At 66.1% G+C, this 14,724-nt stretch carries 12 protein-coding genes; 10 read left to right on the top strand and 2 right to left on the bottom strand.

The features are described 5' to 3' along the window. Positions 1-66: 66 nt before the first annotated feature. From AB4Y44_RS35160 to AB4Y44_RS35125, 8 genes are all read left to right on the top strand, one after another. Complete coding sequence (locus AB4Y44_RS35160; RefSeq protein ID WP_368702095.1) at positions 67-1,209, top strand: carbon-phosphorus lyase complex subunit PhnI; 1,143 nt, start codon at positions 67-69, stop codon at positions 1,207-1,209. Continuing rightward, the gene (locus AB4Y44_RS35155) at positions 1,206-2,135 is read left to right on the top strand and encodes an alpha-D-ribose 1-methylphosphonate 5-phosphate C-P-lyase PhnJ (RefSeq protein WP_368702094.1); all 930 of its coding nucleotides are present in this window, start codon (positions 1,206-1,208) and stop codon (positions 2,133-2,135) included. Before AB4Y44_RS35160 ends, AB4Y44_RS35155 begins: the two co-directional genes overlap by 4 nt. Then, complete coding sequence (gene phnK / locus AB4Y44_RS35150; protein WP_342919031.1) at positions 2,132-2,902, top strand: phosphonate C-P lyase system protein PhnK; 771 nt, start codon at positions 2,132-2,134, stop codon at positions 2,900-2,902. The genes AB4Y44_RS35155 and phnK overlap by 4 nt, the downstream gene beginning before the upstream one ends. Before the next feature lie 10 nt (positions 2,903-2,912). Beyond that, positions 2,913-3,683, top strand: coding sequence for a phosphonate C-P lyase system protein PhnL (gene phnL, locus AB4Y44_RS35145; protein ID WP_368702093.1), 771 nt, complete (start codon positions 2,913-2,915; stop codon positions 3,681-3,683). A 46-nt stretch (positions 3,684-3,729) separates the two neighbouring features. After that, entirely contained in the window at positions 3,730-4,863 is a 1,134-nt protein-coding gene (locus AB4Y44_RS35140) for an alpha-D-ribose 1-methylphosphonate 5-triphosphate diphosphatase (RefSeq protein ID WP_342919033.1), read from the top strand. A gap of 478 nt (positions 4,864-5,341) precedes the next feature. Next, positions 5,342-6,109 (top strand): ABC transporter substrate-binding protein, encoded by a 768-nt coding sequence (locus AB4Y44_RS35135; RefSeq protein WP_342919034.1) that lies wholly within the window; start codon positions 5,342-5,344, stop codon positions 6,107-6,109. A 246-nt stretch (positions 6,110-6,355) separates the two neighbouring features. Continuing rightward, the gene (locus AB4Y44_RS35130; protein ID WP_368702092.1) at positions 6,356-7,471 is read left to right on the top strand and encodes a succinylglutamate desuccinylase/aspartoacylase family protein; all 1,116 of its coding nucleotides are present in this window, start codon (positions 6,356-6,358) and stop codon (positions 7,469-7,471) included. A gap of 500 nt (positions 7,472-7,971) precedes the next feature. Beyond that, the gene (locus AB4Y44_RS35125; protein ID WP_342919036.1) at positions 7,972-9,147 is read left to right on the top strand and encodes a porin; all 1,176 of its coding nucleotides are present in this window, start codon (positions 7,972-7,974) and stop codon (positions 9,145-9,147) included. A gap of 159 nt (positions 9,148-9,306) precedes the next feature. On the opposite strand, the gene AB4Y44_RS35120 is transcribed toward AB4Y44_RS35125, so the two are convergent. Beyond that, positions 9,307-9,648 (bottom strand): zinc ribbon domain-containing protein YjdM, encoded by a 342-nt coding sequence (locus tag AB4Y44_RS35120; protein WP_368702091.1) that lies wholly within the window; start codon positions 9,646-9,648, stop codon positions 9,307-9,309. Positions 9,649-9,815: 167 nt separating this feature from the next. Here AB4Y44_RS35120 and AB4Y44_RS35115 point away from each other — a divergent pair, with 167 nt between their 5' ends. Continuing rightward, positions 9,816-10,232, top strand: coding sequence for a DUF6232 family protein (locus AB4Y44_RS35115; protein WP_342919038.1), 417 nt, complete (start codon positions 9,816-9,818; stop codon positions 10,230-10,232). Positions 10,233-10,275: 43 nt separating this feature from the next. On the opposite strand, the gene AB4Y44_RS35110 is transcribed toward AB4Y44_RS35115, so the two are convergent. Continuing rightward, on the bottom strand, positions 10,276-12,729 hold the full coding sequence (locus AB4Y44_RS35110) for a glycogen/starch/alpha-glucan phosphorylase (protein WP_368702090.1): 2,454 nt from the start codon (positions 12,727-12,729) through the stop codon (positions 10,276-10,278). A gap of 600 nt (positions 12,730-13,329) precedes the next feature. Here AB4Y44_RS35110 and AB4Y44_RS35105 point away from each other — a divergent pair. After that, positions 13,330-14,682, top strand: a complete 1,353-nt coding sequence (locus tag AB4Y44_RS35105; RefSeq protein ID WP_342919238.1) for an MFS transporter — start codon at positions 13,330-13,332, stop codon at positions 14,680-14,682. The last annotated feature ends 42 nt before the right edge of the window (positions 14,683-14,724 follow it).

Here is a 14,724-nt window from a genome sequence, read left to right as displayed (position 1 = left end):
CTTCTATCTCGTGTGCGGCGACCGCCTGATGGGCCTGCCGCGCACCACTCTCGTGGAGAAGCACTGATGTACGTCGCCGTCAAAGGAGGAGAGCGCGCGATCGAAGCGTCGTGGCGTCTGCTCGACGAGGCTCGCCGCGGCGATACGCGCGTGCCCGAACTGAGCGTCGCGCAGATCCGCGAACAGATGCGTCTGGCCGTGGCGCGTGTGATGGCCGAAGGTTCGGTCTACGACGAAGAGCTTGCCGCGCTCGCGATCAAGCAGGCCGCGGGCGATCTCGTCGAAGCGATCTTTCTGCTGCGCGCGTATCGCACCACGCTGCCGCGTTTTGGCTACACGCAGCCAGTCGAAACGGAAAACATGGTGGTGGAGCGCCGCATTTCCGCGACCTTCAAGGACGTGCCCGGCGGCCAGGTGCTCGGCGCGACCTACGATTACACGCAGCGCCTGCTCGACTTCGCGCTGCTCGCCGAAGGCGACGATGCCGCGAGCGCCGCGCCCCGGGCGCCGCGAGCAACCCCGCCCGAAGAAGCGATGCCGCGCGTGGTCTCCCTGCTCGACAAGGAAGGCCTGATCGAGCAGGAAACGCGCTCGCCGCAGGCGCGCGAGCCCGGCGACCTCTCGCGCGAGCCACTCGCGTTCCCTGCCGACCGCACCGTGCGCCTGCAAAATCTCGCACGCGGCGACGAGGGCTTCCTGCTCGCGATGGGCTATGCCACGCAGCGCGGCTACGCGCATTCGCACCCGTTCGCGGGCGAGATCCGCTTTGGTTCGGTATGCGTAGAAATGATGCTCGATGAACTCGATGAAGCCGTGGAGATCGGCGAGATCGACTTGACCGAGTGCCAGATGATCAACCAGTTCGCGGGCGCGAAAGACGTGCCGCCGCAATTCACGCAAGGCTACGGTCTCGCGTTCGGCCACGCGGAACGCAAGGCCATGGCGATGGCGCTGGTGGATCGCGCGCTGCGCGCCGAGGAGCTGGGCGAGACGGTCGCCTCGCCGACTCAGGACATCGAATTCATGCTCTCGCACAGCGACAACGTGGAAGCTTCGGGCTTCGTCCAACACCTGAAGCTGCCGCACTACGTGGACTTTCAGGCCGAGCTGGAACTCGTGCGCAAGCTGCGCGCGCAGCACGAAAGCGGCGCCGGCGCCGATGCCGATGCCGATGCCGATGCCGACGCGCAAAACAGGGAGGCCGCATGAACGCGCCCGATACCTTGCAAACCGCCGCAGCCGAAGTCGCGTCGCACGAAACGCAGGCCGTCTCGGGCTACAACTTCGCCTACCTCGACGAGCAGACCAAGCGCATGCTGCGCCGCGCGCTCCTCAAGGCCGTGGCCGTGCCGGGCTACCAGGTGCCGTTCGCCTCGCGCGAAATGCCGCTGCCGTATGGCTGGGGTACGGGCGGCATCCAGGTGACGGCGGCGATCATCGGCGCGAAGGACACGCTCAAGGTGATCGACCAGGGTTCGGACGACACCACGAACGCCGTGAACATCCGCCGCTTTTTCGCGCGCACCACGGGTGTGGCCACCACGCGCCGCACGAGCGAGGCGTCGATCGTCCAGACGCGGCACCGCATTCCCGAAACGCCGCTCACGGACAAGCAGATCCTCGTGTACCAGGTGCCGATGCCCGAGCCGCTGTTCCGGCTCGAGCCGCGCGTGGCCGAATGCAAGAAGCTGCATGCGCTGGCCGACTATGGCCTGATCAGCGTGAAGCTTTATGAGGACATCGTGCAGCACGGCAGCATCGCCACGACGTACGACTACCCGGTGACCGTGAACGGCCGTTATCTCACGTCGCCCTCGCCGATTCCGAAGTTCGACAACCCCAAGCTGCATATGAACGCCGCGCTGCAGCTGTTCGGCGCGGGCCGCGAACGCCGCATCTACGCGATTCCGCCGTACACGCCGGTGAAGAGCCTCGACTTCGACGACCATCCGTTCGAAGTGCAGCGTTGGGAGCATGCGTGCGCCTTGTGCGGCTCGCGCGAGAGCTTCCTCGACGAGATGATCGTCGATGACGCAGGCCAACGCATGTTCGTCTGCTCGGACAGCGACTACTGCCACGACCGACGCGAACAGATCGATGCGCACGCAACGAATGAAGCAGGAGAGAACGCATGACGCCGCTGCTAAGCGCAAGATCGCTCACGAAGCAGTACGGCGGCCGCAATGGCTGCCGCGACGTGAGCTTCGACCTGTATCCCGGCGAGGTGCTGTGCATCGTCGGCGAATCGGGCTCGGGCAAGACCACGCTGCTCAACACGCTCGCGCTGCGCACCGAGTCCGACTCGGGCGCGCTGCACTACACGAGCGCGAACGGCGAAACGCTCGACCTGCGCACACTTTCCGAGCCGCGCCGGCGTCTGCTCGCGCGCACCGAATGGGGCTTCGTGCAGCAGAATCCGCGCGACGGGCTGCGTGCGGGCGTCTCGGCCGGCGCCAATATCGGCGAGCCGCTGATGGCCGTGGGCGCGCGCCACTACGGGCAAATCCGCAGCACGGCGCAGCAGTGGATGCAGCGCGTGGAGCTGGACGCCATGCGCATCGACGAATTGCCCTCGGCGTTTTCGGGCGGCATGCAGCAGCGCCTGCAGATCGCGCGCAATCTCGTCACGGGCCCGCGCCTCGTCTTCATGGACGAGCCCACGGCGGGTCTCGACGTGTCCGTGCAGGCGCGCCTGCTCGACCTGCTGCGCACGCTCACGACCAACCTGCATCTTTCGGTGCTGATCGTCACGCACGACATCGGCGTGGCGCGGCTGCTCGCGCACCGTTTGATGGTGATGCAGGGCGGCACGGTGGTCGAATCGGGCCTGACCGACCAGGTGCTGGACGACCCGCAACACCCCTATACGCAGACGCTGGTGGCATCCGTGCTGCCGGTCTAGGATGAAAGACATGACTCTGAACTCATCAGCGGGCACGCGCGTGTTCCTCGAAAGACCGGCGCTCATGCTGCGCGCCGAAGACGTGCGCAAGACCTTCACGCTGCACGGCCAGGGCGGCATCGGCATCGAAGCGCTCGCGGGCGTTTCGCTCGACGTGGAGCGCGGCGAATGCATCGTGCTGGTCGGGCCCTCGGGCGCGGGCAAGAGCACCTTCCTGCGCTGCCTGTACGGCAACTATCTCGCCAGCGGCGGCTCGATTGCGATCCGCGACGAGGGCGCGCCGCTCGAGCATCTGGAGATCACGGGCGCGGCGCCTCACGACATCCTGCGCCTGCGCCGCAACGTGGTGGGCTACGTGAGCCAGTTTCTGCGCGTAATTCCGCGCGTGAGCACGCTCGACATCGTGGCCGCGCCGCTCGTTTCGCGTGGCATGGAGGAAGACGAGGCACGCGGGCGCGCGCAAACGCTGCTGGCACGCCTGAACGTGCCGCAGCGCCTCTGGCCGCTCGCGCCCGCCACGTTTTCGGGCGGCGAGCAGCAGCGCGTGAACATCGCGCGGGGCCTGATCGCGCAGCACCGCGTGCTGTTGCTGGACGAACCGACGGCCTCGCTCGACGCGGAAAACCGCGAAGTCGTCGCGAGCCTGATTGACGAAGCGCGCGAGCGCGGCGCGGCGATCGTCGGCGTATTCCACGACGAGGACACGCGCCAGCGCGTCGCCACCCGCGTACTCGAACTCAGCGCGCCGCGCGCGCAAGCGCCGCTCAGCGCCGCAGCCTGAAACCCGCCTGAACGGCGCAAACCGATATCTGATACGGAGCCTGACGATGTTGATCAAGAACGCTCGCATCGTGACGCGAGACGAAGTTTTCACCGGCACGCTAAGCGTGGCGGACGGCAAGATCCGCGACATCTCGCGCGGCTCGACCGCCGCGCCCGAAGCCGAAGACTGGGAAGGCGACTTCCTGCTGCCCGGTCTCGTCGAACTGCACACCGACAACCTGGAAAAGCACCTCGCGCCGCGCCCCGGCGTGCACTGGAACACCGACGCCGCATTCGTCATTCACGACGCGCAGATCGCCGCCGCCGGCATCACCACGGTATTCGACGCGCTGGCCATCGGCACGCGCCTCGCCGTGGGCGTGCGCGGCCGCGACGTGCAGCTCGCGAGCGCCAAGGCGCTCACGCGCTTTTCCGAGCGCAACCTGCTGCGCGCCGAACACTTCCTGCACTTGCGCTGCGAAATCGCCACCGAAGACGTGATCGAGCTGTTCGACACCTTGAGCGACCACCCGCTGCTGCGCCTCGCCTCGGTGATGGACCACACGCCGGGCCAGCGCCAGTGGCACGACCGCGAGCAATGGCGCAAATTTCAGGAGCGCCACGGCAAGTGGACCGACGAGCAGACCAACACGATGCTCGCCGAAATGGCCACGGAGCAGGAACGCTACGCCGACGCGCACCGCCTCGAAATCGTGCAGCGCTGCCGCACGCGCAACATCCCGCTCGCGAGCCACGACGACACACTCGTGGAGCACGTCGAGCAGGCCGCCGCCGAAGGCATCGTGCTCGCCGAATTCCCGACCACGCGCGTGGCCGCCGAGGAAGCGAAAAAGCGCGGCATCGCGACGATCATGGGCGCGCCGAACGTCGTGCGCGGGGGCTCGCACTCGGGCAACGTCTCGGCGCTGGAACTTGCGCAGGCCGGTTTGCTCGACATCCTCTCGTCCGATTACGTGCCGTCGAGCCTCCTGACCGCCGCGTTCGACCTCGTGACCAAGGCCGACTGGACGCTGCCGCGCGCGCTCGCCACGGTCTCGTGGGAACCCGCCAGCAAATCGGGCCTGCACGACCGCGGCGCGATCGAGCCGGGCCTGCGCGCGGACTTCGTGCGGGTGACGATGCTCGATTCGCTGCCCGTGCCGCGCGCGACGTGGCGCGCGGGCGTGCGCGTGGTCTGACGTCGTCCATACGGTGCAGCCGATGTGTCTGACGCACCGCAACAATAAATGGCGCGCCGCCCGGCCCCATTTGGGCAGAAGGCCAACGGCGCGCCGTCAATTCGATTTCAATTTGCCTTCATACCGCTGACGAAGCCGCGAGCGCGCGGCATCGCATTCTTCCGACTGTTGCGGCAGAGCATCGCGCAGCGCATCCCAAGCCCCCGCAACGGCCTGTCCCCATTGGCCTGCACGCCTTGCCCGACAAGGCTTCGCGTTAAATCGTACAAGCGCACGGGCGTACACTTACCGGCACCCTTTCCCGCTATCCGGTATTACACTAGCGACGCAGCAATTTTGACCTGGTAAGCTTGCGCGCGCTTCGCTGGCCGCAGGCTGGCGGGTCCAACGATAATCCGGCGCGAGCCGCGCCGGGAAATGCGCCATGGCGGCACGACCGCACGCGGCGCGCCCTGAACCATCTCGAGGAGTACCCATAGTGAAGAAACTGCTTGCCACCCTCACGGTTGCCGTGCTCGCCGTCTCGGCCGGCGTCGCCCATGCGAAGGACTGGTCCACCGTGCGTTTCGGCGTTGACGCCAGCTACGCACCGTTCGAATCCAAAGCACCCGATGGCAAGCTGGTCGGCTTCGACATCGACCTCGGCAACGAAATCTGCAAGCGCCTGAACGCCAAGTGCGTGTGGGTCGAGCAAGACTTCGACGGCATGATCCCGGGCCTGAAGGCCAAGAAGTTCGACGGCGTGCTCTCGTCGATGACGATCACCCCGCAGCGCGAACAGCAGATCGCCTTCTCGGCGAAGCTGTTCAACACGCCGACGCGCCTCGTCGCGAAGAAGGGCTCGAGCCTCGCCCCGACGGCTGACTCGCTCAAGGGCAAGTCGGTTGGCGTCGAGCAAGGCACGATCCAGGAAACCTACGCGAAGGAAAACTGGGCGCCGAAGGGCGTGAACGTCGTTCCTTACCAGAACCAGGACCAGGTCTACGCCGACCTGATCTCGGGCCGTCTGGACGCCGCGCTGCAGGATGAAGTGCAAGCGGATCTGGGCTTCCTGAAGACGCCGCGCGGCGCTGGCTTCCAGTTCGCCGGCAAGGAAATCCCGACGGGCGCCGCCGCCATCGGCCTGCGCAAGGAAGACGCCGACCTGAAGGGCAAGATCGACAAGGCCATCGCCGACATGATCAAGGACGGCACGTACAAGAAGATCGAAGCCAGGTACTTCGACTTCGACGTGTACGGCGGCTAAGCACCGCATCGCGCCGGCGCTGCATTACGGCGCACGAAGCCCGGGCTTTCCGCCCGGGCTTTTTCTTTTCCGGATTTTTATTTCGGATTCCGTATTTTCAGATGATGCCGCAGGCGCGCGCGGGCGCGCCGGTTCCGGCGGCGCGTCGAATCGGCTAAGATCGGTCTACGGTCCCCTGCACGTGCTCACGGGGGCCATCGTTCACCCCAACACCTTTTGCGGGCCGCCGCGCCCCGCGCATCCATCATGCAAACCCGAAACCACCCGTTGATCGCGCCCGCCCTCGGTACCGCGCGGGAACTTGCCAGTTTCCACTACGGCAAGGCCGGCGGTCCCAAGGTCTACATCCAGTCCTCGCTGCACGCCGACGAATTGCCGGGCATGCTCGTCTCGTGGGCGCTGCGCCGCAAGCTCGCGGACCTGGAAGCTGCGGGCCGCCTGCGCGGCGAGATCGTGATCGTGCCGGTACCCAACCCCGTGGGCCTGAATCAGCACTGGCTCGGGCATATGATCGGCCGCTTCGAATCGAACACGGCGCAGAACTTCAACCGCAATTTCCACGAGCTCACTGCGCTCGTGCTGCCCAGCATCGAGGCGCGTCTCGGGCCCGACGAAGCCGCGAACCGCACCGCGATCCGCGCCGCCATGGGCGAAGCATTGGCCGCGCAGAAGCCGAAAACCGAACTCGATTCGATGCGCCTCGCGCTCCAGTGCCTTTCGTACGACGCCGACATCGTGCTGGACCTGCATTGCGACTGGGAAGCCGCCATGCACATCTACACGAACCCCGAACTGTGGCCCGAAGTCGAGCCGCTCGCGCGCTATCTCGACGCCAAGGCGTCGCTCCTCGCGCTCAACTCGATCGGCAATCCGTTCGACGAGATTCACAGCTTCTGCTGGTCGGAGCTGCGCGAGCACTTCGGCACGCGCTTCCCCATTCCGTACGGCTCGATTTCGGTGACGGTCGAACTGCGCGGCCAGCGCGACGTCTCGCACGAGCTCGCCGAGCACGACGCCCAGGCCATCGTCGACTATCTGATCGCGCGCGGCATCGTCGAAGGCACGGCCGCGCCGCTGCCGCCGCTCGCCCATGCGGCCACGCCGCTCGCGGGCACGGAGCCGATCGTGGCGCCTGCCAGCGGCGTGCTCGTGTTTCGCGTGGATTGCGGCACGTGGGTGGAACGCGGCGCGGCCATTGCCGATGTCATCGACCCGCTCGCCGACACCGTGACGACGCTGCACGCGGGCGTGAGCGGCGTGATGTATGCACGCCATAGCGCGCGCTTCGCCACGGCCGGCATGGAAGTCGCACGCATTGCCGGCGAAAAGCCCATTCGCAGCGGCTCGCTTCTTTCGCTGTAACGGCAACGCCTTACCGTAAAAAGGCTCGCATCATGGATGCGGGCCTTTTTTATGAGCATTTCCCGCCATTTCAACTACTTCGGGTAACTAATTTTTAACCTCCATGAATCGACGGCAATCAACCATGTAAAGCGCGCATTGATCGGCCTTTAATGCGCCCTTGAGATAAATCAAACTCAGCCTGAAGCCAGATTCAAAAGATCGATTAACCCGGCAGATAAAAGAAAGCTTAGAAAAAAATTTTATAAGGCCGATTGCCGCAGTCCAGCCTTTCAAATTGACAGGAAAATCGCCCGCAAAGTCAATAACGGCGGGGTTCGGGCGCCGTTCACCCCGGCTGCAACCCGTGTGTCGCATTCGCACAACAGAATGGCGACATTTTCCCTACAAAGTCTTACTGTCACATTCCTTTCGTTATCGACCCTTAAATTGCAGCCCGTCACATTGACCGGCCCATAAGAGGCCGGAGTAGTCATCTCGTCCTTTACCCGGAGAAACAGTTGAAAAAGAAAATTCTGACCACCGCTATTCTGACCTCGATCGCAGGCGTTGCCCACGCGCAAAGCAGCGTGACGCTGTACGGCGTGATCGACGCGGGTGTGAACTACATCAGCAACGTGAAGAACTCGAACGGTACGAACGGCAGCTCGCACCAGTTCTCGTACGGTGACGGCGTGGCGCAGGGCAGCCGTTGGGGCCTGCGCGGCACGGAAGACCTGGGCGGCGGCCTGAAGGCGATCTTCGTGCTCGAAAACGGCTTCAACAGCGGTAACGGCACGGCAGGCCAGGGCGGCGCGATGTTCGGCCGTCAAGCATTCGTTGGTCTGACGCAGTCGAACATCGGTTCGCTGACGTTCGGCCGTCAATACTCGCTCAACACGGACATTCTCGGCTCGCAGTACTCGACCGGTGGCAACACGGTTTCGGGTAACTGGGCCTACCACTTCAACGACATCGACCAGCTGACGTCGAGCCGCATCAACAACGCGGTCAAGTTCCAGAGCGTGAACTTCTCGGGCTTCACGTTCGGCGCGTTGTACGGCTTCTCGAACTCGACCTCTTTCGCCGGCGCACCGGCAACGGGCACGACGGCCAGCCCGATCGCCGGCTCGTCGCGCGCGTACAGCTTCGGCGCGAACTACGGCTACGGCCCGTTCAGCATCGGCGCTGCTTACTTCAACCAGACGTACCCGGGCCAGACCACGCCGTCGACCACGACCACGATCGCCAACGTGCCGCAGGGCACGCTGCGCGACCTGCGCTCGTTCGGTGTTGGTGGCCGTTACGTCGTCGGCCCGGCAACGCTGTGGGCCCTGTGGACCAACACGCTGCTCTCGCCGATCGCTGGCTCGTCGACGCTCTACAACGCGTACGAAGCAGGCGGCAAGTACGCCTTCACGCCGGCTCTGTCGGCTGCGCTCGGCTACACGTACTCGCGCACCTCGGGCAGCCAGACGGCTCACTGGAACCAGGTCAACGCATCGCTTGACTACGCGCTCAGCAAGCGCACCGACGTCTACGGCCTCGTGTCGTACCAGGACGCATCGGGCACGCTCGCGAACGGCCAGAAGGTTCAGGCGCAGATCGGCGACTCGGGCTCGAACATTTTCCAGCCGTCGGGCACGGGTTCGCAGGATCAAGTCGCGGTTCGCGTCGGTATCCGCCACAAGTTCTAAGCAGCGTCACATACGCAACAGCGGCAGCCGGCGACTCATAGCGCCGGCTCTGCTCGGCGCGCCGCAGCTCACGCTGCGCGCCGCGCCTTACCGGACGGGGCATCCCTTGGGATGCCCCGCTTTTTTTGGTTCATCGCAGTCGATGCGCGGCGCCCTTCGTCACGCCTTCTTGACGAATTCCGATTTGAGGCTCATGGCGCCGAAGCCGTCGATCTTGCAATCGATATCGTGGTCGCTGTCCACCAGCCGGATGTTCTTCACTTTGGTGCCCATCTTGATCACGCCACCCGAACCCTTGAGTTTCAGGTCCTTGATGACCGTGACGGTATCCCCGTCCTGCAGGACATTGCCGGCCGAATCGCGATAGACCTTGCCCGCTGTTTCGGCGGGCGAGGTGGCTTGCGCCGACCATTCATGAGCACACTCCGGGCAGATGTAGACGCCCCCATCTTCGTAGGTGAACTCGGAATTGCATTTCGGACAGCGTGGCAATGCGCTCATGGAGAATCCCTGGTGCCGACGGGGGCATTAAAAGCGTGCAAGTATAGCGGCTCCGGCAGGCGGCCCAACCCGCCATGCGTCCGGCCTGCGACGTTATGTCCGCCGCGACCCCGCCCTGGCCCCGCTTCTGGTACGCTGCGCTCTCTCACCTCGCAGCTATCGAACCGATGGAACTCCCTTTCAACGAAGCCGCCGTCTCGGTCACGCGCAACGCGCTCTCCGCAGCCGGCCAGGTCTTCCCCATGCGCGACATCGAGGACGTGCGTATCGTCATCGGGCGGCGCAGCCGCGTCGTGCCGATCGCGATTAGCCTGGTCGGCGCCGCCGGCGCTGTCGTGGGCGGCGTGCTCGGCTCGGCGACCGGTCTCGCGTGCGGCGTGATGGTGATCGTGGTGGGCTGGCTAGCGTGGCTCTGGCAGGAAGCCGTCCACCGGCTCTACGTCGTGACGGGCGGAGAATCGCGCGAAGCGGTCACGAGCCTCGACCCGGCATTCCTCGAACGCGTGCAGGAAGCCGTGCGCACCGCCAAGGCCGCGCAAACGGCGCAGGCCGAGGGCGGCACGACGCGGCCCGCAGCACCCTGATCCCGCCGGAAGCACCGCTGGAAGCACTGCGGGCGCTTGCCCCTCACTCCATCTCGATCGACTTCACGTGCCAGATATCGCGGGCGTATTCCGCGATCGCACGGTCCGACGAGAATTTCCCCATCCCCGCCACGTTTTCGATCGCGCTCGCGGTCCATGCCGGCACGTCCATGAAGCGCTGGTCGGCCGCGTCCTGGGCCTCCATGAAGGCCGAATAGTCGGCCAGCACGAGGTAGTGGTCGCCCCAGTCCACGAGCGTATGAAAGATGTCCGTGTAGCGTGCCGAATCGTGCGGTGAGAAGAAGCCCGTGCGCATCTGGTCGAGCGCGCGGCGCAGCTCGGCGTTTTCCTCGTAGACCTGGCGCGGCCGGTAGCCCGCGCAACGCAGCTGGTCGACCTGGTCTGACGTGTGGCCGAAGATGAAGATGTTGTCCTGCCCCACGGCCTCGCCGATCTCGATGTTCGCGCCGTCCAGCGTGCCCATGGTGAGCGCTCCGTTGAGCGCGAGCTTCATGTTACCGGTGCCCGACGCTTCGGTGCCCGCGGTCGAGATCTGCTCGGACAGGTCCGCCGCGGGAATCAGCACCTCGGCCACGCTCACGCCGTAGTTCGGCACGAACACCACCTTGAGCCGATCGCCCACCACGGGATCGCTGTTGATCTTCGCGGCCACGTCGTTGATGAGGTGGATGATCATCTTCGCCATGCGGTACGCCGACGCGGCCTTGCCCGCGAACAGCACGACACGTGGCACCCAATCGCGCTCGGGCGCTTCGAGAATGCGGTTGTAGCGCGTGATCACGTGCAGCACGTTGAGCAGCTGGCGCTTGTACTCGTGGATTCGCTTGACCTGCATGTCGAACAGCGCGTCGGGATTGAAGACGATGCCCGTGCGCTGCAGGGCGCGATGTGCGAGACGCACCTTGTTGCTGCGCTTGGCCGCGCGGAACGCGGCTTCGAACGAAGCGTCGCCGCGCAGCTTGCGCAGCGCGCCCAGTTCGAAGAGATCGCTGCGCCAGCGCGGCCCGATCGCTTCGTCCACGAGGTGCGCGAGCGGCTGGCTAGCCTGCGCGAGCCAGCGGCGCGGCGTGATGCCGTTGGTCACGTTGGTGAAGCGGTCGGGAAAGAGGCGCGCGAAGTCGGCGAAGATATCGCGCGTCATCAGTTGCGAGTGCAACTTCGAGACACCGTTCACCTTGTGGCTCGCCACGATCGCGAGATAAGCCATGCGTACGCGGCGCTGGCCGTATTCGTCCACGAGCGAGATGCGGCGGATCAGGTCGAGGTCATGCGCGCCGCGGTCGCTCGCTTCGCGCAGAAATGCCGCGTTGATGTCGAAGATGATTTCGAGGTGGCGCGGCAGGAGGCGCGCCAGTAGTTCGATGTCCCAGGTTTCCAGCGCTTCAGGCATCAGCGTGTGGTTGGTGTACGAGAACACGCGGCGCACGTGGCCCATCGCCTCGTCCCAAGGCAGATGATGCACGTCCACGAGCAGGCGGATCAGCTCGGGAATCGCCAGCACCGGGTGCGTATCGTTCAGGTGCACCGCGACCTTTTCGGAGAAGCGCCCGAACGTGCTGTGCGTGCGCAGGTAGCGGCGAATCAGGTCCTGCATCGTCGCGGAAACGAAGAAGTATTCCTGGCGCAGACGCAGTTCGCGCCCGGCCATCGTCGAGTCGTCGGGATAAAGCAGCCGCGAGACGTTCTCGGAGATGTTGCGCGCTTCCACCGCGCGCTGATAGTCGCCCTGGTTGAACGCCGAGAGATCGAGCTCTTCGTCCGCGCGCGCGGACCACAGCCGCAGCGTGTTGGTCGCGCTGGTGGCGAAGCCGGGAATCACCGTGTCGTAGGCCATGGCGTTCACGTGCTGCGTGTCGACCCATTCCACATTGCCGTTGCGCTGCATGGTGCGCCCGCCAAAGTGCACGGGATACTGCACCTCGGGCCGCGGGAATTCCCACGGATTGCCATAGCGCAGCCAGTAATCGGGCGCCTCGACCTGTTCGCCGTTCACGATCTGCTGACGGAACATGCCGTAGTCGTAGCGAATGCCATAGCCGAAGCCCGGAATGCCGAGCGTCGCCATCGAATCGAGAAAGCACGCCGCGAGCCGGCCGAGGCCGCCATTGCCGAGCGCCGCGTCGGGCTCGTAGTCGAGCACCGTGTCCATGTCGACGCCCACGCTCGCCAGCGCCTCTTTCATCTGGTCGTGGATGCCGAGCGCGATCAGCGCGTTCGAGAACGTGCGGCCGATGAGAAATTCCATCGACAGGTAATAGACGCGTTTGACGTCCTGGTCGTACTGGCGGCGCGTGGTGATCATCCAGCGCTCGACGAGCCGGTCGCGCACGGCGAGCGCCGCGGCGTGCAGCCAGTCCTGCGGACGGGCCGTCACGGCATCCTTGCCGACACCGTACATCAGGCGATTGGAGAGGGAACGGCGCAGCGCTTCGACGCTGCTTTGCAACTGATCGAACTCGAGACCGATGGCTGTCATCGATTGACTCCTGTCGAGTGCACCTGGTGCAGAGCGCCTGGTGCAGTCCCACGCATAGCGCTGGAAATGGCGGCGCGCCCATAAAGGTGCAGGGCGCGCGGTTGTTCCGGGCCTGCGCCGCGCGCGGCGGTACGGAACCATGACGCATCGGCGCCACGGCGCAAATGGCCGGCACCGCTCGCCAGCGAGCGCAGATCAATTTGCAGAGTAGTGCATTTTCAAATGGCGTGCGGCGGCGCGCCATGCGGCCGCGGAGCGTGTCCGCCAGCCACGCGGAACCCGCCGGCCGCCTCGATCCCTTGCCATGCGGACGGTTGCGCGCGCGCAGCGCGGCGCCATACCTGCGCGTGACGGGCTTGGCGGTTAGTTGCGATATGCCTGCGCGATGGCGGTCGCGCGCCACCCACTGCCTTACAGTCGCCCCACGCTCTGGAGCGTCTCCTGCAGAACCCGGCGGGCTCTGTAACAATCGCAAAATTCGTCCGCTCGGCCCGCGCCGCAGCCTTCATCGTCCATCCGCCCGAGACTGTCTTGTCCGAAACCTTTTCCGCGGCGCGCGAAACCCGCAATACCCTCAATACCGAGCCGCCCGACGCGCCCATGTCCGCGAAGAACCGCCGCGCCATGGGCGCGGTGATGCTCGCCGTCGCGCTCGCCACGCTCGACACCGCCATCGCCAACACCGCGCTGCCCGCCATCGCCACCGACCTGCATGCGGCCCCCGCCGCCTCGGTGTGGATCATCAACGCGTACCAGCTCGCGATGGTCGCCACCCTGCTGCCGCTCGCCGCGCTCGGCGACATCATCGGCCACCGGCGCATCTATATCAGCGGCCTCGCGATCTTCACGGTCGCTTCGCTCGCCTGCGCGCTCGCGCCCACGCTGACCGCGCTCGCCGGGGCGCGCGTGCTGCAGGGGCTCGGCGCGAGCGCCATCATGAGCGTGAACACCGCGCTGATCCGCTTTCTCTACCCGCCGCACCGGCTCGGGCGCGGGCTCGGCATGAACGCGCTGATCGTGGGCGTTTCGTTCGCCGTGGGGCCGACCATGGCCTCGCTGATCCTCTCCGCGGGCACCTGGCCGTGGCTCTTCGCGATCAACGTGCCGCTCGGCGTGCTCGCGCTCGTGTTCGCGCTGCCCGCGCTGCCGCAGACGGCGCGCGGCAAGCACGCCTTCGATCCCGTCGCGGCGGTGCTCAACGTGATCACGTTCGCGGCGCTGATCTTCGCGCTCGGCGAGGCTGCGCAGCGCGCGCCCGGCATGGAAGTGGGCATTGCGGCCGTCGTCGCGCTGGTATTCGGCGCGTTGCTGATCCGGCGCGAGGCCGGGCATCCCGCGCCCATGCTGCCCGTGGATCTGTTCCGCCGGCCGGTTTTCGCGCTTTCGTCGGTCACCGCGATCTGCTCGTTCGCGGCGCAGGGCCTCGCATTCGTCTCGCTGCCGTTCTATTTCGAAACCGTGCTGATGCGCAGCCAGGTGGAGACCGGCTTCCTGATGACGCCCTGGCCCGTGGTCGTGGCCGCCGCCGCGCCGATTGCGGGACGCCTCTCCGACCGCTACCCGCCGGGCCTGCTCGGCGCGATCGGGCTCGCCATTCTCTCGGCGGGCATGGCGTCGCTGGCGCTGCTGCCCGCGCACCCCTCGGTGACGGACATCGTCGTGCGTATGGCGATCTGCGGCGCGGGCTTCGGCTTTTTCCAGTCGCCCAACCTGCGGGCGATCATGGCGAGCGCGCCGCCCGAGCGCAGCGGCGGCGCGAGCGGCACCATCGCGGTCTCGCGTCTGCTCGGGCAGACCACGGGCGCGGCATTGGTGGCGCTGTGTTTTGGGATCGTGGGCCGGCACGGCCCGACGCTCGCCCTGGGCCTTGGCTGCGCCTTTGCGGGCGCGGCGGCCATCGCGAGCGGGCTGCGGCTGTTCGCGCCGTCGCACCGGGCGGTGCAGCGCGGGTGATGCGGGTGGTGCGGGCGGCTGAGGTCTGAGGCAAAGGCGCGC

The organism is Paraburkholderia sp. BR10937 (assembly GCF_040965695.1).
Lineage (GTDB): Bacteria > Pseudomonadota > Gammaproteobacteria > Burkholderiales > Burkholderiaceae > Paraburkholderia.
The sequence above is the reverse complement of the archived record's forward strand: the minus strand, read 5'-3'. Positions and strand labels throughout refer to the sequence as shown.

What these genes read in the sequence shown, in the direction of transcription:
- AB4Y44_RS35160 (WP_368702095.1), top strand. Translation starts at nt 67, where the DNA reads ATGTACGTCGCCGTCAAAGGAGGAGAGCGCGCGATCGAAGCGTCGTGG.
- AB4Y44_RS35155 (WP_368702094.1), top strand. Translation starts at nt 1,206, where the DNA reads ATGAACGCGCCCGATACCTTGCAAACCGCCGCAGCCGAAGTCGCGTCG.
- phnK (WP_342919031.1), top strand. Translation starts at nt 2,132, where the DNA reads ATGACGCCGCTGCTAAGCGCAAGATCGCTCACGAAGCAGTACGGCGGC.
- phnL (WP_368702093.1), top strand. Translation starts at nt 2,913, where the DNA reads ATGACTCTGAACTCATCAGCGGGCACGCGCGTGTTCCTCGAAAGACCG.
- AB4Y44_RS35140 (WP_342919033.1), top strand. Translation starts at nt 3,730, where the DNA reads ATGTTGATCAAGAACGCTCGCATCGTGACGCGAGACGAAGTTTTCACC.
- AB4Y44_RS35130 (WP_368702092.1), top strand. Translation starts at nt 6,356, where the DNA reads ATGCAAACCCGAAACCACCCGTTGATCGCGCCCGCCCTCGGTACCGCG.
- AB4Y44_RS35120 (WP_368702091.1), bottom strand. Translation starts at nt 9,648, where the DNA reads ATGAGCGCATTGCCACGCTGTCCGAAATGCAATTCCGAGTTCACCTAC.
- AB4Y44_RS35115 (WP_342919038.1), top strand. Translation starts at nt 9,816, where the DNA reads ATGGAACTCCCTTTCAACGAAGCCGCCGTCTCGGTCACGCGCAACGCG.
- AB4Y44_RS35110 (WP_368702090.1), bottom strand. Translation starts at nt 12,729, where the DNA reads ATGACAGCCATCGGTCTCGAGTTCGATCAGTTGCAAAGCAGCGTCGAA.
- AB4Y44_RS35105 (WP_342919238.1), top strand. Translation starts at nt 13,330, where the DNA reads ATGTCCGCGAAGAACCGCCGCGCCATGGGCGCGGTGATGCTCGCCGTC.